The organism is Roseateles sp. PN1 (genome assembly GCF_038419725.1).
GTDB lineage: Bacteria > Pseudomonadota > Gammaproteobacteria > Burkholderiales > Burkholderiaceae_C > Paucibacter_A.
The window spans coordinates 42,633-60,294 of record NZ_JBCARA010000014.1; the positions used below are offsets into that span (position 1 = coordinate 42,633).

General features: G+C 62.5%; 14 protein-coding genes. 3 read left to right on the plus strand and 11 right to left on the minus strand.

The window, feature by feature from the left end:
• Positions 1-5 precede the first annotated feature (5 nt).
• Entirely contained in the window at positions 6-251 is a 246-nt protein-coding gene (locus tag AABB87_RS19415; RefSeq protein WP_341972934.1) for a hypothetical protein, read from the minus strand.
• Positions 252-701: 450 nt separating this feature from the next.
• On the opposite strand from AABB87_RS19415, the gene AABB87_RS19420 reads away from it, so the two are divergent.
• Complete coding sequence (locus AABB87_RS19420; RefSeq protein WP_341972935.1) at positions 702-1,523, plus strand: substrate-binding periplasmic protein; 822 nt, start codon at positions 702-704, stop codon at positions 1,521-1,523.
• Between the two features lie 172 nt (positions 1,524-1,695).
• A complete protein-coding gene (locus AABB87_RS19425; protein WP_341972936.1) occupies positions 1,696-2,826 on the plus strand; it encodes a PEP-CTERM sorting domain-containing protein in 1,131 nt (376 codons plus the stop codon).
• A 161-nt stretch (positions 2,827-2,987) separates the two neighbouring features.
• Here the strand turns inward: AABB87_RS19425 and AABB87_RS19430 are convergent, their stop codons facing one another.
• The 7 genes from AABB87_RS19430 to AABB87_RS19460 form a co-directional block, all read right to left on the minus strand.
• Entirely contained in the window at positions 2,988-4,262 is a 1,275-nt protein-coding gene (locus AABB87_RS19430) for a sugar MFS transporter (RefSeq protein WP_341972938.1), read from the minus strand.
• A gap of 383 nt (positions 4,263-4,645) precedes the next feature.
• Complete coding sequence (locus AABB87_RS19435; protein WP_341972939.1) at positions 4,646-7,288, minus strand: TonB-dependent receptor; 2,643 nt, start codon at positions 7,286-7,288, stop codon at positions 4,646-4,648.
• A gap of 382 nt (positions 7,289-7,670) precedes the next feature.
• Positions 7,671-8,993 carry a fumarylacetoacetase gene (gene fahA / locus AABB87_RS19440; RefSeq protein WP_341972940.1) on the minus strand — a complete coding sequence of 441 codons (1,323 nt, stop codon included), beginning with the start codon at positions 8,991-8,993 and terminating at the stop codon, positions 7,671-7,673.
• 69 nt (positions 8,994-9,062) lie between these two features.
• Positions 9,063-9,275, minus strand: coding sequence for a DUF2783 domain-containing protein (locus AABB87_RS19445; RefSeq protein WP_341972942.1), 213 nt, complete (start codon positions 9,273-9,275; stop codon positions 9,063-9,065).
• On the minus strand, positions 9,272-10,957 hold the full coding sequence (locus tag AABB87_RS19450; RefSeq protein ID WP_341972944.1) for an FAD-dependent oxidoreductase: 1,686 nt from the start codon (positions 10,955-10,957) through the stop codon (positions 9,272-9,274). The genes AABB87_RS19445 and AABB87_RS19450 overlap by 4 nt, the downstream gene beginning before the upstream one ends.
• Before the next feature lie 24 nt (positions 10,958-10,981).
• A complete protein-coding gene (locus tag AABB87_RS19455; RefSeq protein WP_341972946.1) occupies positions 10,982-11,518 on the minus strand; it encodes a VOC family protein in 537 nt (178 codons plus the stop codon).
• A gap of 80 nt (positions 11,519-11,598) precedes the next feature.
• Positions 11,599-12,570, minus strand: coding sequence for an MBL fold metallo-hydrolase (locus AABB87_RS19460; protein WP_058720486.1), 972 nt, complete (start codon positions 12,568-12,570; stop codon positions 11,599-11,601).
• 138 nt (positions 12,571-12,708) lie between these two features.
• Here AABB87_RS19460 and AABB87_RS19465 point away from each other — a divergent pair, with 138 nt between their 5' ends.
• Positions 12,709-13,503, plus strand: coding sequence for an IclR family transcriptional regulator (locus tag AABB87_RS19465; RefSeq protein ID WP_341972948.1), 795 nt, complete (start codon positions 12,709-12,711; stop codon positions 13,501-13,503).
• 39 nt (positions 13,504-13,542) lie between these two features.
• Here AABB87_RS19465 and AABB87_RS19470 read toward each other — a convergent pair whose 3' ends face one another.
• The 3 genes from AABB87_RS19470 to AABB87_RS19480 form a co-directional block, all read right to left on the minus strand.
• Positions 13,543-14,166 (minus strand): N-acyl amino acid synthase FeeM domain-containing protein, encoded by a 624-nt coding sequence (locus AABB87_RS19470; protein WP_341972950.1) that lies wholly within the window; start codon positions 14,164-14,166, stop codon positions 13,543-13,545.
• A 468-nt stretch (positions 14,167-14,634) separates the two neighbouring features.
• Positions 14,635-15,930, minus strand: a complete 1,296-nt coding sequence (locus tag AABB87_RS19475) for an acetyl-CoA hydrolase/transferase family protein (protein WP_341972951.1) — start codon at positions 15,928-15,930, stop codon at positions 14,635-14,637.
• 103 nt (positions 15,931-16,033) lie between these two features.
• Positions 16,034-17,617, minus strand: coding sequence for a lyase family protein (locus tag AABB87_RS19480; protein WP_341972952.1), 1,584 nt, complete (start codon positions 17,615-17,617; stop codon positions 16,034-16,036).
• Between the last annotated feature and the right edge of the window lie 45 nt (positions 17,618-17,662).

Sequence of the window (17,662 nt, forward strand, 5' to 3'; positions counted from 1 at the left end):
GAGGCCTATTGCCACACCACGTTGTCCCACGTGGCCTGGGGCTGATCCCAGCTCAGCGGCGTGCTGGGCGCGGGTGGCGTTGGGGGTGGTGCCGGCGGCTCGGGTGCGCTGCCTGAGCCCCCACCGCCACAGGCACCGAGCACGCCCGCCAGGGCGAGCGCAAACACCAGGCTGAGGCCTCGACGAGGCCGCTCCAGCAGTGACTGGCGTGGGCCGTCCTCCGTTGGCTCAACGGATTTCAATCTCTTCATGATTTCCTCGCTTGGACAGTTGAAATGAAGACCGCGGTGCGGGATGTCCTGCCCGCCCCGGCCTGGGCAATCACACCGGCTAAAGCGCGCCGGTTTTGCGTATGGGGCCGCTTAGCAGCGTGCACGCCGCTAGGCCTAGCGGCATTGCCTGCGTGCAGCCGTTGGCGGCAACGGCTGGGGCTAGGGCTGGTGAGCAGGAGATCAGAGCTGGACTCATCACAGATGCTTTCTCGCTTTTTGTGGGGCTTCAATTCATGCTCCCATCGAGGCGATTGGACACATTTGATCGGCGTCAACCTTCGTGCCGCTGTGGCAAAGGCGCAGCAGGTACCCTGCCCCGAACAGCACCGCGCCGCGCTAACAAGCCAGGGGACGCCGCGCCGATGCAAGTGCCATAGACTTGAGTCGCTCGCCGCGCCGCAGCGCGACATCAGCCATAACGGAGAATTCATGCGTCTTGCGCTTCCTCGCCCAGCCATTCGCTACACAGCCGCTGTGCTGGTTTGGCTGTGCCTGCTGCCGCTAGATGCGGCGTCGGCGGGGGCGACGGCGGACTTGCCCAGTTGTTCGCGGCGCTTCACCTTGGCCTTTCATGACCACGGCCTGCTCTACTCAAAAGCGACCCAGCAAGGCATCGACCGGGATGTGGCGGACGAGCTGATCAAGCGCAGCGGCTGCGCTATCGAAACCACCGTGATGCCGCGCTCACGCATCTGGGTTTGGATCGAATCGGGCGAGCTGGACTTCAGCATGTCGGGCATCAGCAATGAGTCGCGGGAGAAGTTCGCCGGCTTCGCTTGGTACCTGTTCAACAAATACCAGTTCCTGTTGCGCAAGGACGCGCAGGTGAGCACGCTGGAAGGTTTCGAGCGCAGCCCCGAACTCTATCTGGGGCAGATCCGCAGCTTCCGCTACAGCGAACGCGCCAATCAGCTGGTGGATCGCTTGGCAGCGAACGGCCGCATCAACGAAGTGGCCGACCACGCGCAACTGCTGGAGATGATGACCCGCAACCGCATCCAGGGCATGATCATCGAGCCCTTCAACTTCTCGCAGGTCGAGCGTGCGGCGCTCAGCAAGCTAACTCGCACCCTGGACTTCGGCGACCCGCCGGTGCTGCACGGGCTGATCATGTCCAAGAAGTCGCTGCCTGAGGCCGAGCAAGCGAAATGGCGCGCCATCATTGACGGCATGCGCCGCGACGGCACGCTGCTGAAGATCATGCGCAAGTACTTCAGCCCCGAAGACGCCAAGGCCTTCGTCACGTTCTAGTTCTCGTGGACTGAAGCCTTGAATTGGCAGTAGCCAAGTCCCCATCCACTTTGATGCCCATCTGATCCAAATCAAATGGTGCCAGCTGCAAACCTCCATCATTGACAAAGGGTCGGGGCCACCTATGCAGTGCCTTGGCCGAGTTCTTGTCAATGGACGCAAGGGGTTTGGGATGAAGCATTACTCGACCATGGCGATGACGGCGGGCTTGGCATTGGCGCTGATGGGCAGCAAGGCGGATGCCGCTGTCACTTGGACCATCACCGACCTCGGCTCGGCCCAAAATGTGCAGACCATGGCCTTGAACGATCAAGGCTGGGTGGTACTCGGCAACCGCATTCTTAGCCCCACGGCCGGCGGCTACACGGTCACCGAGCTATTCAATGCACAGGGCAATGCCAATAACTTTGCCTTGTACGGCATCAATAACAGCAATGCCGTGATCGGCGTTGATCGCAATGCGGGCTCGGCGCAGGCCTTTGTGTGGCAGGCCGGCAGCCGGACCAACTTGCCGCAGCTGGCGAACTGGGCGGGCTATAGCTATTCCGAAGTGCGGCAGATCAATGCCAAGGGCCAGGTCATCGGCAACACCGGGGACGGTGCGGCGATTTGGTCACCGGATGGCAGCGGCGGCTACGCCATCACAGAGCTGAACAAATGGAGCACAGGCAGCGCCATCAACGATGCCGGCATGGGCTTGATGAGCAATGTCAATTCGCCCACGGCCAGTTTCCAGGCTGGCTATTCAAACGGCGTCGGCGCCACGACCTTCATCCCCGAGCGGGCCGGCTTCAGACCGGCGGGCGCGGCCATCAACAACTCAAACACGGTGGCCGGCGCGGCTTTTTATGAGGCGGCGGGCTATAGCTGGAACCAGACCTATGTCTGGCAAGGCAGCACGGTCACGCCATTGCCGGTCAGTGCCACGGCAGCCAATTGGCAGATGAACGTCGGCGGGGTCGGCGGCATCAACGAAGCCAATGTCATCGTCGGCTATGGCTCTTACGGCCCTTACGACGAGCGGGCCATGATGTGGACCCAAGGGGCGCTGGGCTGGAACGAGATTGATCTGAATACCGTGAGCCACACGGGTGCGAGTTTCGGCAAGCTGACTCAGGCCAGAGACATCAATGAAAGCGGCCAGATTCTTGGCGCCGGTGACTATTTCGACAGCGCCAGCGGCCAGTGGAGCCAGCACATCTTCTTGCTCACACCGGTGCCGGAGCCGGCCAGTGCCGCCCTGCTTTTGGTGGGCATGCTGAGCCTCATTGGCTTGATACGGCAGCGCCAGCGCGGCGCCTGAAAAGTCGCTTCGCCCAAAAAAAGTAGACCCGCCTGGCTTGTGCCACGCGGGTCTTCTTGCTGCACCCGTGGTCTGTCCCACTTGAACAAACCCCGCTGATGGCGCGGCGTCAGCCCATGTCGATGTCGATGTCGCTCAATAGCGGCCGGCCGCCCAAGGCCTTACTTCCAGCGCCGCAGCTTGTGACCCACCAGCGCGTAGAAAAGAATCAGCGCATAGCAAGGCAGAAGCAGCCAGTAACCCGCCTGCGCATTGCTGGCGTCGGAGATGCGGCCATACAGCATGGGCAGCAAAGCACCGCCGGCAATGCCCATGATCAGCAGGGCCGAACCGGCCGCCGTGTACTTGCCCAAACCCTCCAGCGCCAGCGGCCAGATCGAAGGCCAAACCAGAGCATTGGCCAGGCCCAGCAAGGCCAGGAACATCACCGTATTGGGCACGGCGGGCACGCCCGCCCAACCCAAGAGCAGCTGGCTAATGCCCGTGTCGGTGGCGGAGCTGGTGGCCACCCCGAACGTGAAGAGGATGCCGCTGGTGGCAGACAAGAGCAGCGCCGTCTTTTGCGCCATCAACTTAGGAATCAAGGCCACGCCCAAGCAGTAGCCCAGCACCATGAAGCCCATGGTGTAGGAGGTCAGCACCGCGAAATTGGCCACGCCCAGGTTGTGGCCGTAGAGGCCGATGGTGTCCCCGGCAATGACCTCCACGCCCACATAGGCGAACAAGGCCAGCGCCCCCAGCACCACCTGCGGGAACTGGAACACGCCAAAGCGGGTCAGCTCATCCCCGCCTTTCGCCGGCTCATCATCTAACTCGATCTCGGGCAGCGAGGAGAAGTGAATGATGATCATGAACACCAGCAAGCCCGCGGCCATCACGGCATAGGGGTAGACCAGGCGGGCCGATAACTCGGCACGCGCGGCCTCGCGCCCGGCGGCATCCAAGGCAGCCAGGGCGCTGTCGGAAAACTGATCCACGCCCGACAGAATCAGCGCCGAGAACACCAAGGGCACGACGATGCCCGCGCCCTTGTTGAACAAGCCCATGATGCTAATGCGCATGGCCGCACTCTCGCGCGAGCCGATGCAGACGATATAGGGGTTGATGGCGGTTTGCATCAGCGTCATGCCGGTGGCCAGGGTGAACAAGGCCAGCAAAAAGATGCCGTAATAGCTGGAGCGCGCAGCCGGGATGAAGAGCAAGGCGCCAATAGCCATGATGCCCAAACCCGCCGTCATGCCGTTCTTGTAGCCGATGCGGCCGAGCACAGCGGCTGCCGGCAAGGCCATCACGGTGTAGGCGATGTAGAAGGCAAACGTGACCCACAGCGCCTGGAAGTTATTCAGGTCGCAAACGATCTTGAGGAAGGGAATCAGCGAGCCATTCAACCAGGTCGCAAAACCCAAGATGAAGAACAGCAGGCCAATGAACAACATGGGCAGAACAACGTTCCGCGCCGATCGAGAAGACGCCTGAACATCAGGGCTTGTTTGCATGGCGGAATCCATTTTTGGCGTTAACTCTCAGCGGGCAATGGGTGAAGCAAAGCGGAGCGAAGAAAAACAAGGGGGGAGCCGCAAGCCATGAAGCCTGTGGCTGCAACCCAGGGAGACCGCGCAAGCCACAGCGCTGTTGGCGATGGCTGCAACTCACCCCAAGCAATCAAGCCGGCCCGAACAGGATGCGATGTCTCTTCACAAGCGCCTCGCAGACGCGGCCGCCGAGGCTCAGGGATAGCTCATCCTTGGATGGAAAAGCTGCCCCCCGAGCCTGCGGCAAGCCACGCCTAGCGATCAGGCGCTGGCGCGATATCGCCCGATCAGAACTTGGCGCGCAAGCCGATCGAGTAGCGCGAGCCGTTCTCATACACGCCGATGGGCATGCCATCCGTCGTGTTGGTGCGCACCACCTCGTTGGTGATGTTCACCGCCGAGCCATACAAGCTCAGCTTGGGCGTGATGTCCCAGCTGGCGGTGGCATCCCACTGGCCGTAAGCGCTGTTCACGTCTTGGCCGCCGAAGTGCATATCGCCGTAGGACTTGGAGCGGTAGTTGTAGGAGGCCCGTACGCTGAAGCCATGCGCTTCGTAGTAGCCGCTCAAGTTGAACTGGTCACGCGAGTTACCCAGCACATTGAGCTTGGGCTGGCCGGCCACCGCGCCGGCCTTGGCATCGGTGTAGGTGTAGTTCATCACCGTGCCGAAGCCGCTATTGCCGAAGGGCTGCTGCCATTGCAACTCAAAGCCCTTGATGTCAGCGCCGTTATCGGCGTTGTAGGGGCGGGTGACGTTGAGCGTCTGGCCCAGCACCTGCTCTTGCGCCGCGACGGTGTAGACAAAGGTGTCGAGTTTCTTGACGAAGGCCGTACCGGCCAGCACCGCGCCTTCGGCGTAATACCACTCGGCGCCCAACTCACCTTGATTGGAGTGCACAGGCTTGAGCAAGGGGTTGCCGGCCGTGGCGGCCGTCAGCACCGTGCCATCACGCGTCATGCTGGGGCTGAGCAAATTGAAGGGGTGGCGCGACATCACGCGAGACACCGCGCCGCGCAGGATCACGTCTTTTTGCAGGTCGTAGATCACGTTCAGGTTGGGCAGCGCGTCGGTGTAGCTGTTCTTGACGCTGATGGGCGCATAACCGCCCGTCACGATGGCATTGCCGTCCGAAGTCTGCTCGGTCTTGACCAGGCGCACGCCGAAGTCACCACGCCATTTATTGCTGGAGTACTCCGCCTTCACATAGCCGGCGCTGATGCGTTCGTGGATCTTGTATTCCTCGTTCTTCAGCTGGGTATAGACCATGTTCTTGTCGAACATGGGAATGGCTTTGCTGGCCACCAGGCCATCGTCAAACCAACGGTACTGGGTCAGCGCGCCGGAGGTGGCGGCCTTCTGGCTCAGCAGGGGCGAGGCGCCGGTGGACAAGTCCGCCAGGGTGAAGGACTGCCAGCTGGCGGCGGTGCCATCGGCAAGGCCTTGGCTGCGCTGATTCTCTTGCGTGCTGTCGCGCAGCTTCAAGCCCACCTTCAAGGCATTGATGAAGGAGTCGTCAAAGTAGAGCGAGAAGTCGGCCTGCCCGTAGTTCTCTTTGCTCTTCATGATGCGCACCCGGTCGCTGGTGCCGCCGCCCGGCTTCAGGGTCAAGCCCGTGTAGGTGAGCGGGTCGATATTGAGGTATTTGACGCCGTACTTGTCCGGCCCCAAATCGATCTGCGTGGTGGCATTGCCTTCCATCCAGAAGTGGCGGTCATGCTTGCTGCCGCCTTCAGCCTCGGTGCTGCCGACCTGGCCATGCAGCTTCCAATTTCTGCCTTGATAGCTGCCATCCAAGTCCAGCACTTTGGACTTCACAAAGGACTCGCGATAAATCGGCTCGAAGGACACATTGGTATCACCGATGCTGCCGCCAACCAAGGCCTTGCTGCCATCCGAGGTGGTGATGAAGCTCGGGTTCTGAACCTTGATATTGCCCTTGGCATCGGCTTGGCCGCTGGCTTGCCAGAGGTAGTTTTGGTTGTTGTTATTCATCTTCATGTCTGAATTCATGTAATTCAGCACGAAGTCGGTTTCACTCGTGGGGCGGAATTGAATCGCCAGATTGCCCGTCGTGCGCTCACGATCCTGGCGGAAGATGGCCGAGCCACCGCCCCAAGACGCATAGGCATTGGTGGCCGCCGCGCCCGTGGGGGTATTGCTCTTGTCGACCGGCACGATGTTGTACTTGCCGTCGGGAAAGTTCTCCAGGCCGTCGCGGCGCATGGTGCGCTTCTGTGCGCTGATGGAGACCAAGACGCCCAGGGTCTTGTTCTCGTTTTGCCAGTTCAGCAGGCCGCTGAACTGCGGGTCGGTCTTGCCGGGCAGCTTGCTATAGGTGGCCTCGGCCGAGCCCTGCAGGGTCAGGCGCTCCTTGAACTCCAGCGGTTTGCGCGTCTTCACCACCACCAGGCCGCCCACGCTGCCTTCGTCCAGATCGGCCGAGGGGCTTTTGTAGATATCGAGGCTACCCACGATTTCAGACGGCAGCACGTCGTAGTTGAAGCTGCGCGTCTGCGCTTCGTTCAACCACCATTCGGCGGAGGCCACGGCCTGACCGTTGAGCTGCGTCATGTTCAGGTTTTTGTCCGTGCCACGCACGAAGATGGCCTTGCCCTCGCCCCAGCCACGATCCACCGACACGCCGGGCATGCGCTGCAAGGAGTCAGCCACGTTCTTGTCAGGGAACTTACCCACGTCTTCGGCGCGGATGGAGTCAACGATATTGTTGGACTCGCGCTTTTCCAGCAGATTCTTCTTCAGGGTGGCGCGCACGCCCACCACTTCCACCAAGTCCAGCTTCTCGCTGGCCGCGGCGCTAGCGGCCGGAGCCACCTCATCCGCCGCCTGTGCCGCATGCACCGCCAGCGCAGCCAGCGTCAGGGTGATGAGTTGAGGCAAGAGTTTCTTCTTGAATACAGCGTCGGACACGGGTTGCTCCTTGGTGATGATTTTTTTGGCGAGGATCTATTGATGACTCCCGGGCGCTCAGCATGCGATTCAGGCCATGCGGTGCATGGGGCTGAATGGGCAGTGGGCTGATCGAGCCTGGCTGGTCGCTCCGCTAAGCGGCTGCTTTTCGGTGCCACTAATTTAGCGGCTGGGGGCCGGCTTGAATCACCACGTTGCGCTTTGATGGACTTCATTGCATGGTGCTTACAAAGGGGCTGGCCGCATCAACTGGGACGCTCTGAGCCCTTCGACAAACCATGACTTTTGGCGTGGGCGGGAAAGGGTCCCACCCAAGAAAGCGGGCTTTGGCGCGAACGTCTCCCGACGGCGCCAAAGCCCGGTGTATCAATCAATCAAAAAATCAAGCCAGCGCAGGTGCTGCGGTGATGGTGGCGCTGCAATCACCAAAGCCGATGCGGCGGGCACCCTCGCGCTGGGCATAGCCACGCAGGATGACGGTGTCGCCGTCCGCCAGGAACTTGCGGGTCTCGCCATTGGGCAGGGTCAGGTCTTGCTTGCCGCCCAGCGACAACTCCAACATCGAACCGCCCTCCCCCGCTTGCGGGCCGGATTGGGTGCCTGTGCCCATCAAATCACCCGGCTGCAAATTGCAGCCATTGCTGGCGTGGTGGGTGAGCATTTGCGCCAGCGTCCAGTAGGCATGCTTGAAGTTGGAACGCATCAGGCGCGTGGCCGGCTGGCCTTGCGCGCGCATTTGCGCGGTCTGCAGCCAGACTTCCAACTCAATGTCGTAGCCGCCCTCAGCACGGTTCTTGGGCGAGTCGATGTAAGGCAGAGGTTGCGGGTCTTCGGGCGGGTGGGCGAAGGCGGTGCGGAAGGGTTCCAGCGCATCCATGCTGACGATCCAAGGCGACAGCGTGGTGGCGAAATTCTTGGCCAGGAAGGGACCCAGGGGCTGATATTCCCAACCCTGCACATCGCGCGCCGACCAGTCGTTGAGCAGGGTCACGCCGAAGAGATGCTCATCGGCGTCTTGCATGGCAATGGGCTCGCCCAGCGCATTGCCGGCGGCCACGAACACACCCAGCTCCAGCTCATAGTCCAGACGCTTGCAAGCGCTGAAGGTCGGCACGTCCGCGTCCGGCGCCTTGAGCTGGCCCAGGGGCCGGCGCACCGTGCCGCCGCTCACGCCGATGGACGAGCTGCGGCCGTGGTAACCAATCGGCACCCATTTGTAGTTAGGCAGCAGCGGGTTGTCCGGGCGGAACAATTTGCCCACCGTGGTGGCATGGTGGATGCCGGTGTAGAAGTCGGTGTAGTCGCCGATGCGGCAAGGCACAGCCATCTGCGCTTCGGCTTGCGCGACCAAGGCCGGGCGCAGGGCCGCTTCCTGTGGGCTGCCGGCCAGCAAAGCGTCAAACAAGGCATGGCGCAGTTGGCGGCGCAGCGCGGCGGGCTGGGCCATGAAGGCGTTCAAATCGCCTTGGGACAAGGGCTGCAAAAGCACTTGCACGGCGCTGGACCATTTGCCCAGTGCGCTGGCCCGGTGGAGGTCAAGAATCTGCGTGCCGATGGCGATGCCGACGCGCGCGCTTTCATTGCTGCCGGCGCGGCGGAACAGGCCGTAGGGCAGGTTCTGAATTGGGAATTCGGTGTCGGCGCTGTTGGCGCTTGCGACCCAGCTTTGGGCGTCTGGGCGGTGGGTATGGTCGATCAGGCTCATCGTGGTGGACTACTTTTCTTGCTTCAGTCTTGTGGATTGAATTTGGCGGCTAATTGCTGATTGCGATGCTCATTGCGGTGGATTTGCCAGGGTATTGCTGCGGGCCAACTCCAGCGCCTCGGCCAGCACGGCGCGGTCGCCGACATGGTTGGCCAGGATCAGCACCAGCTTGGCCAAAAAGGCATCGGCCTGCGCGTCGTTGAGGTCGCGCTGGGCTTGGATCAAGGCCTCGTAAAACCCATCGGGGTCGGGGATATTCGGGCTGCGGTTCAGATGGCTCATGCTTGAGTAGCTCCCAGGCTGCGGCGCAATGCGGTGATGACTTTGGCGGGCGAAAACTCGCGCCAGCGTGCGGCCACATATTGGTCGGGGCGGATGAGGTAGACGGTGCCGGGCTGGGCGTCTAAGCGCTGAGCCAGCAAGCCGTCCGGGTCGGCAATATCGCGGCCCACGATCAGGGGTTGAGCTGTCACGCCGGCCCAAGTGACCGCAGCCGCAGGGCCCCAGCTCAGCAGAGCAAAGCCGCGGCCCAATTGACGCAAGAGCCATTCAGACTGGCCCGCCACTTGCACCGGTGCATCCAGGCAAGGGCTGCCAGGGCACACGCTAGAGGCGGCAAAGGCTTGCTCGTCCGGGGTGTTGAGCGAGGAGCTTAAGTAGGGTGTCGGCGTTGACAGGCGGCCGCTATTGACCAGCGGGCGGGCAAAGGCTTCGCTGCGCGCCAATTCCAGCACCGCATTGCGCAGGCGCAGCGAGGCGCGGCTCTTGGGCGTGATGAAGTCGGTGGAGCGGGTGCTTTGCGCCAAGTTGTCATCGCTGGCGTAGGCGCGTTCCTCGTGATACGTGTCCAGCAGGCGTTCGGGCGCGCCTTGGTTCAAGACCGCGTTCAGCTTCCAGGCCAGGTTGTCGGCATCTTGCACGCCGGTGTTGGCACCGCGCGCGCCAAAGGGCGACACCTGATGCGCCGCGTCACCGGCGAACAGCACGCGGCCATGGCGGAACTGGTCGATGCGCCGGCAGGCGAATTGATAAACCGAGACCCATTCCAGCTCAAAAGGCACGCCCTCGCCCAACATGGCGCGGATGCGGGGAATGACGTTCTCGGGCTTCTTCTCCTCAAGCGGATCGGCCTCCCAGCCGAGCTGAAAGTCGATGCGCCAGACGTCATTGCTTTGCTTGTGCAGCAACACAGATTGACCGGGGTGGAATGGCGGATCGAACCAGAACCAGCGTTCGGGTGCGGCGCCGGGCCGCGTCAGGCCCGCGCCATGGCCGTTGCTGTGTTCTGCGTCGGTAGGCGCTTCGGCCTTGGCGGCATCTGGCTTGATCACCACATCAGCGATGAGGAAACGGTCTTGGAAGAACTGGCCGCTGAAGTCCGCCCCGACCATGCGGCGGGTGTCGCTGCTGGCGCCGTCGCAGGCCACCAGCCATTGCGCTCCTAGCTCAAATTGGCCATCGGGCGTTTCCACTTGCAGGCGCACGGCCTCGGCTTCTTGCGCCAGGCTCAGCAGCTTGTGCTTCCAGCGCAGATCCACCAGCGGGTGCTTGACGCAGGCCGCCACCAGTTCTTCTTCCAGGTAGTACTGCTGCAGATTGATCATGGCCGGCATTTGCTGCGCGGCCACGGGCAGCAAGTCGAACTGATAAGCCAGCTCATCGCGGTGGAAGACCTTGCCGTGCTGCCAGCTCACGCCCTGCGCCAGCAAGGGCGTGGCCACGCCCAGGCGCTCCCACACTTCCAGCGTACGCTTGGCGTAGCAAACGGCGCGCGAGCCGATGCTGACGCTGTTGTTGTCATCCAGCACCAGGGTGCGGATGCCGCGCATGGCGCAGTCCAGGGCCAGGCTCAGGCCCACGGGGCCGGCGCCAATGATCACCAGCGGGTGCTGCAGATACTCACCCGCCGCTTGCTCCGCGCTCTGCACATAAGGAAATTCGGGGTATTGATAGGTCTGCTGCACGCCGGGCTCCAGCTCAGGACTGTTTCAGGCGGCGTGGGAGCCGTCGTGCATCCAGGCGGCGTGCTTGGGTGCTTGCTTGGTGCGGGTCCATTCGTCCAGCATCTCGCGCTTGCAGGCGTCGAGCTTGGCGTACATCTCGGGCGTGCCCACATCGGCCGCCAATTCCAGGCGGTGGCCGTTGGGATCAAAGAAGTAGATGCTCTTGAAAATCGTGTGGTCGGTGATGCCGATCACATCGATGCCGGCCGCTTGCAGGCGCGTCTTGGCCGCTTCCAACTCGGCCACGCTGTCGACCTTGAGGGCGATGTGCTGCACCCAATCCGGCGTGTTGCTGTCGCGGCCCATGGCGGGCGAATTGGGCAGCTCGAAAAAGGCCAACACATTGCCGCCGCCTGCATCCATGAAGATGTGCATATAGGGATCGGGCGCCTTGGTGGACGGCACTTTGTCTTCGGCAATGGCCAGCACAAAGTTCATGCCCAGATGCTTTTCATACCAATCGACGGTGGTCTTGGCATCAATGCAGCGGTAGGCGACGTGGTGAATGCGTTGGATCTTCATGGTCTTGCAACTCTCTAAGTTCGGTGGGGTGGGCTCAGCAGCGCGGTGCTTGGCGGTGGAGCCGAGAAGCGATCAGACGCTCAGCTTTCCAGGGCCTGCCACATGGCCAGGTCGCGCTCAGCCGTCCAGATGCGCGGGTCCACATGGCCGCTGGCTTCGTCAAAAGCGCGGGTCACATCAAAGGGCATGCAGTGGGCAAAGATCACCCACTGGCCATACTTCTGCGCCAGGCGCTCGTAGGTTTCGCGGTACACGGCCTTGAGCTCTTGCCCGGCCGCCGCGCCGGCTTTCACGCTGGCATACAACTCGCTGACAAAGGCGCGCGTGCCAGCCAGGCCGGCGGCCACCTGGGCCTCGGTTTGCAGCGCCGGGCCACGGCCAGGCACCAGCTTGGCGGGCTTGAGGGCGGCCAAGTTATCGAGGGTTTGCGGCCAGTCGCTGAAGTAGGCATCACCGGCATAGGGCGTGGCATCAAACTCCACCAGATCGCCCGAGAACAGCACCCGGTCCTGCGGCAGCCACACCACCGTGTCGCCCTTGGTATGGCCGCGGCCGAGTTGCAGGATCTGCACCTCCAGCTTGCCCAGCCACAAAGTCATCTTGCCGGTGAAGGTCAGCGTTGGCCAGGTCAGGCCGGCCGGCACGGTTTCCACATTGGCGAAGAGGCGCGGGAAGCGGCCGATCTCGCTGGCCTTGTCTTGCTCGCCGCGCTCGACGATCAAGTCATACGTGTCTTGGCTGGCAATGATCTGCTCGCAGCCTTCGGCTTGATAGGCCGAGGCGCCCAGCACGCGCACCGCGTGGTAGTGGCTCAGCAGCACGTACTTGATCGGCTTATCGGTCACCTCGCGGATGCGGCGGATCACGTCCTGCGCCATCGCCGGCGTGGCCTGAGTGTCGATCACCATCACCGCGTCGTCACCGATGACGATGCCGGTATTCGGGTCGCCCTCGGCGGTGTAGGCGTAAGCGTGCTCGGACAGCTTGTCGAAGCTGACTTGCTTGACTTCGAGGTCGGCTTGGGAGGCAAAGGTCTTGGTCGGCTGGGTCATGGGCGTCGGCTTGTTGAGCGTGAATAGGCTTCGGCAGACCCGAAACCCAAGGCCTCGAATTTAAACAAAGTTAAATTCGTTTGTCTATAGCGAATTTATCGCCCAGCGAGTTCAGCGAGATCGGGTGTAATGAAGGACATGAACACGCCCACCCTGCCCAACGAAGAAAAAGCCAGCCCGCGCGGCATTCAAAGCATCGAAGTGGGCGGGCAGCTGCTGATTGCCTTGGCTCACCATGGCCGGCCCATGGCCTTGAAGGATTTGGCGCGCGAAGGCCAGATGGCGCCCGCCAAAGCGCACCCTTACTTGGTCAGCTTCATCAAGCTCGGCCTGGTCGAGCAAGAAGCCAGCAGCGGGCGCTATGGCCTGGGGCCCCTGGCCTTGCAACTGGGTTTGATCAGCCTGCAGCAATATGAGCCGGTGCGCCTGGCGACGCCGCGCATTGAGGAGTTGGCGGCGCAGTTGCAGGTGACGGTGGCGATTGCGGTCTGGGGCAATCGCGGCCCCACCATCGTGCGGGTGGCTGAGGCACCCAGCCCCGTCCACATCAGCATGCGCCATGGCACGGTGATGAGCTTGCGCGGCACCGCCTCGGGCCGCTTGTTTGCCGCCCACCTGGCACCTGCCGTGGTGCAAGCCGCCCTGGCGGCCGAAGACGGCGCCGAGGGCCACAAGCTTGGCAAGAACAAGGACTTCGACGAACAACTCAAACAAGCGCGGGCCGAAGGCCTGGCGCGCTCACTGGACGGGGTTGTGCCGGGCGTCAGCGCCCTGGCGGCGCCTGTGTTTGACGATCAGGGGCGCATGGTGCTGAGCCTGACCGCCATCGGCCCCAGCGGCCATTTCGACCTGGATGCCCGTGGCCCGCTGGCTTGCGCCCTCAAGCGGGCCGGGCAAGAACTGTCGCGGCAACTCGGCTGGCTGGCGGACTAAAAGCTCGAGCGCCTGGCCAACTCAATCAGTTGGTCTGGCTTACTGGCGCAACTTGGCCAGAATCGCCGATTCCTCTTCCACACCGTAGAAGAAGGGGTATAGGGTGCGCGTCACGCTGGCACTGGCCGGGCGGCCGCCGAAGCTACTCACCTGCTCACCCGCCCACACGAGATCCAAGACCATCAACACCGCCGGGGCATTGACCCGCGTGTTGTGGCGCGCCTCGCCTTGCACCTTGAAGCCCAGCATGCGGCGATAAAATGGCACATGCCGTGGGTTCACCTCAATTACCAGCGTGTTGCAAGCCGCAAGGCGGTAGGCATGCATGAAAGCGAGGTGAAACAGATGGGCCAGCAGCTCTTTGCTTTCCGCCACATCCTGATCCAGCGCTAAGCGGCCGAATTCGCAAAGCCGCAAACCTTGGGCTCGCAGGGCCTGCAACTCCGCCCCGAACAAGTCCTCGGCACGCAGGCCATGCTCGGTATCAAAGCGAACTGCGATGGTGCCGACGGTGGCCGCGCCAGAGAACGCCGAGCAAATGATCTCCGCCCCATCCGGCGCGGTGCTCAAGTCCTTGCACAGATAGCCGCGGTCCGCATAACGGCGCGCCACCAGGCCGCGCGCATGGGCCCAAAAGGCATGGTCGGCGGTCTGAATGGTCAAACCGGGCGCCTGATATCGCGACTCAGATACTTCTTGGAAATGGATCATCAGGTACTCACTTGTCAATCACTGGAACCCGGGGGCGAATGGCACGGGCGCCAGTCTATCGAGCAAAGTGTGAAATCCTGACCAGAAATACGAGAAGTTACACAAGAAGCCCCTAGATTGCAGTTGACGCCATTTGCGTTAGCGATAGGGGCCAATCGTGATCAGTGACGGCAATCTGGCGCAGGAAGTAAGAGAACTACCGAAGCAGAGATGGCCTCAAACTCAAAAAAGCCGCCAATGACAGCAGAAAAGGTAACTTTGGCAACATTGGCTTGATTTTTTGAAAAGAGTGGCAGTCGGGCCGGACTGCCAGCCATTACCCGCAGCAGCAACAAAGGCCAAGGATTTCCATAGTTTGGGCTTGCTGACTTTCCCGCGCGACCGAGGCCCTTCCAGGCCCGGTCTGGATCGGTCAGGCGATCAAAGCAGCTTCAGCTTCTTGGCCTGTTCGGTCAGCTCCGCGCGGAAGCTGGGGTGCGCGATGGCGATCATCTCCTGCGCCCGCTGCTTGGCCGACTTGCCGCGCAGCTGCGCCACGCCGTACTCGCTGACGACGTAGTTGATGTCGTTCTTGCTGGTACTGACATGCGTGCCCGGCGTCAGCGTGGGCACGATGCGGCTGATGCTGTCGTCTTTGGCCGTGGAAGGCACGACGATGAAGGCCTTGCCACCCAGCGAGCGATTGGCCGCCCGCACAAAGTCGCTCTGCCCGCCGGTGCCGGAGTAAGGCGTCGGCCCCAGGCTTTCCGAGCCGCATTGGCCCAGCAGGTCAATCTGCAGCGTGGCGTTGATGGCGACCAGCTTGTCGTTCTTGCCGGCCAGATAGGGGTCGTTGGTGAAGTCCACCGGGTGCATTTCCAGGCCCGGATTGCGGTCCAGAAAGCGGTAGAGCTTTTGCGAGCCCAGCGCAAACGTGGCCACCATCTTGCCGGGCAGATAGTTCTTGCGCCGGTTCGTCACGGCGCCACTCTCAATCAGCGTCAAGATGCCGTCGCCGATCATCTCGGTGTGAATGCCCAGGTCACGCTTGGCCGTCAACTGCATCACCACCGCATCCGGAATACCGCCGTAGCCAATCTGCAGGGTCGAACCGTCGTCGATCATGTCGGCCACATATTTGCCGATGGCCTGCTGCACCGGGCCGATCTTGGGCAGCCCCACTTCTTGCAGCGGATCTGAGCTTTCCACCAGGGCGCTGACCTGCGAGATATGCACATGGCAGTTGCCGAAGGCAAAAGGCACATTGGGGTTCACTTCCAGCACCACCGCGCGCGCCTTGGCCACTGCGGCCATGGTGTAGTCAGCCCCCAGGCTGAGCGAGAAATAGCCGTGGCTGTCCATCGGCGAGGCCATCGCGAACACCACATCGGCGGGGATCAGGCCCCGCTCGATCAGGGCCGGCATTTCAGAGAAATAGCTGGGGATGAAATCGATCCAACCTTCTTTGCCGCCCTGGCGTGAGGCGCCGCCGTAAAAGAAGGCCACATGGCGCACATGGTCCACCGTCTCGGGGTCGAAATAAGCGAACTTGCGCACCGGCAGGATCTGGCCAATTTTGATGCCACGGAAGCTGCGGCGCTGCTCAGACAGCGCGTTCAACAGCGCCGGCGGCTCGCCGACGCCAGTCGGCACGATGATGAAGTCGTCATTGCGCAGCAGCGCCAGCGCGTCCGCTGCACTGCGCAGTTTTTGCTTGTATTGGTCTTGAACTGACATGGTGGACACAACTCACTAAGGGGATAAACCAAGTGTGCACCCGAAACCTTGCCTCAATCCTTACAGGTCGCGGCGGCCCAACACCGCGGGCCGCTGGCGCCCTTCACCACTGCGGCCGGTCCAGCAAGGCGCACAAGTCCACACGCGCCTGCGCCAGTGCCTTGCCGACCCGTTGATCGGCATGCTGGGCGACCCGCTGGGGGTCAAAAACCGCTGCCAGTGCGGCAGGCTCGATGCCGGCCTGCAAGCGGGCGTCACGCGCACAAATATCTTGAGCCAGGGCGCGTAGGCTGGGACTATCCACCGGAGCTGCACCAGATTCATGCGCCGCCAACACCTCATCGCACAACTGCCCCACCAGCAGCTGGGCCTCTATGCGACCCAGCACGCCCGCCAGGCATTGGGTCAAGGCCTCGGAGTACACCAAGCCTTGCTGCGCCTCGATATTGGCCGCCATGCGCCCGGGGTAGAGCGTGATGCCGGCCATGGCCGTCAGCATTGCACGCACCGAGCCATGGCTGTGCATCAGCAGGCTCACCGATTCGGCCAGTTCCGCCTGCCAGCCGCCCAGGCCGCGCTCGAACTCTTGCAGCATGCTGCCCAGCAAGGCCGCCACGCGCTGCGGCGCGCGCTGCGCCGCAGCCAGCGCCAGCATGCAGGACACCGGATTGCGCTTGTGCGGCATCGCCCGTGAATGACTGCGCTTGCGCACCGACAAGGGCAGTCCCGCAGGCAAGCCAATATGCGCGGCATCAAGCCCACCTGCCTTGGCCGGCTTGGCGCTTGGCTTGAGCCACGAGGGTGCCGGCGCAGCGGGCATAGCACCGGCAGGCTCGTGGCAAGCCAGCCCATCGGAAGGCGGCCCCAAGGGCGGCAGATCCTCGGGCTCGGCCATCTCGCCGATTTCAGCCTGCGAAAGCAGCGACACATCGCGCGCCAATTTACCCAGCGAACCACACAACACGCCCAACTCGGCGCACAAACGCACCCAGCGGTCGCGCTGCGAGTGCCAGGGCATATCCGGCACCGGCAGCTTCAACTCGGCACCTAAGGCCTGGCTGACCGCCTCGGCTTTCTCGCCAAGAGCCGACAAGGTACCCACCGCGCCGCCAAACTGAAGTTGTAGCGCGCCATCAGCCGCATGCCGCAAGCCTTGCGCGCAGCGCAGCAAGGGCAAGGCCCAGCTGGCCAGGCGGAAACGCAAGCTGCTGACTTGGGCCGGCTGCATCAAGGTACGCGCCAGAATGGGCTGAGCCGGATGCGCATCGGCCAGATCCAGCAGCACACCCACCAGCTCCAGCAAATCGTCTTCGATCAGGCGCAGCCCACGGCGGGCCAACAAGACTTGCGCCGTGTCGATCACATCCTGACTGGTGCTGCCCAAGTGCACAAAGGACGCGGCGGCCGGGTCAAACAAGGCCACGGTTTCGGCCAAGCGGCGCACCACCGGAATGGCCAAGCTGCCATCGTGGGCGCTGGCGGCCATCAGGGCATGAATATCGTAGAGCTCAACCCGGCAAAGGCTGGCAATGGCCTGCGCGGCCGACTGCGGAATCACCCCCACGCGCCCTTGGGCACGGGCCAGCGCCGCCTCAAAGTCCATCATGGCCTGCACGATGGACGACTTATCCAACACCGCCAACATTTCGGGCGTGGACAAAAAACCCTCAAACACCAACACCGACATACCGCACCTCAGAGGATCTTCGCGAGCATCCTAGCCATGCGCCGG

Coding starts and splice junctions, on each gene's coding strand:
- AABB87_RS19425 (WP_341972936.1), top strand. CDS start 1,696: ATGAAGCATTACTCGACCATGGCGATGACGGCGGGCTTGGCATTGGCG.
- AABB87_RS19480 (WP_341972952.1), bottom strand. CDS start 17,617: ATGTCGGTGTTGGTGTTTGAGGGTTTTTTGTCCACGCCCGAAATGTTG.
- AABB87_RS19460 (WP_058720486.1), bottom strand. CDS start 12,570: ATGACCCAGCCGACCAAGACCTTTGCCTCCCAAGCCGACCTCGAAGTC.
- AABB87_RS19455 (WP_341972946.1), bottom strand. CDS start 11,518: ATGAAGATCCAACGCATTCACCACGTCGCCTACCGCTGCATTGATGCC.
- fahA (WP_341972940.1), bottom strand. CDS start 8,993: ATGAGCCTGATCGACCATACCCACCGCCCAGACGCCCAAAGCTGGGTC.
- AABB87_RS19475 (WP_341972951.1), bottom strand. CDS start 15,930: ATGTCAGTTCAAGACCAATACAAGCAAAAACTGCGCAGTGCAGCGGAC.
- AABB87_RS19465 (WP_341972948.1), top strand. CDS start 12,709: ATGAACACGCCCACCCTGCCCAACGAAGAAAAAGCCAGCCCGCGCGGC.
- AABB87_RS19415 (WP_341972934.1), bottom strand. CDS start 251: ATGAAGAGATTGAAATCCGTTGAGCCAACGGAGGACGGCCCACGCCAG.
- AABB87_RS19430 (WP_341972938.1), bottom strand. CDS start 4,262: ATGTTGTTCATTGGCCTGCTGTTCTTCATCTTGGGTTTTGCGACCTGG.
- AABB87_RS19420 (WP_341972935.1), top strand. CDS start 702: ATGCGTCTTGCGCTTCCTCGCCCAGCCATTCGCTACACAGCCGCTGTG.
- AABB87_RS19445 (WP_341972942.1), bottom strand. CDS start 9,275: ATGAGCCATCTGAACCGCAGCCCGAATATCCCCGACCCCGATGGGTTT.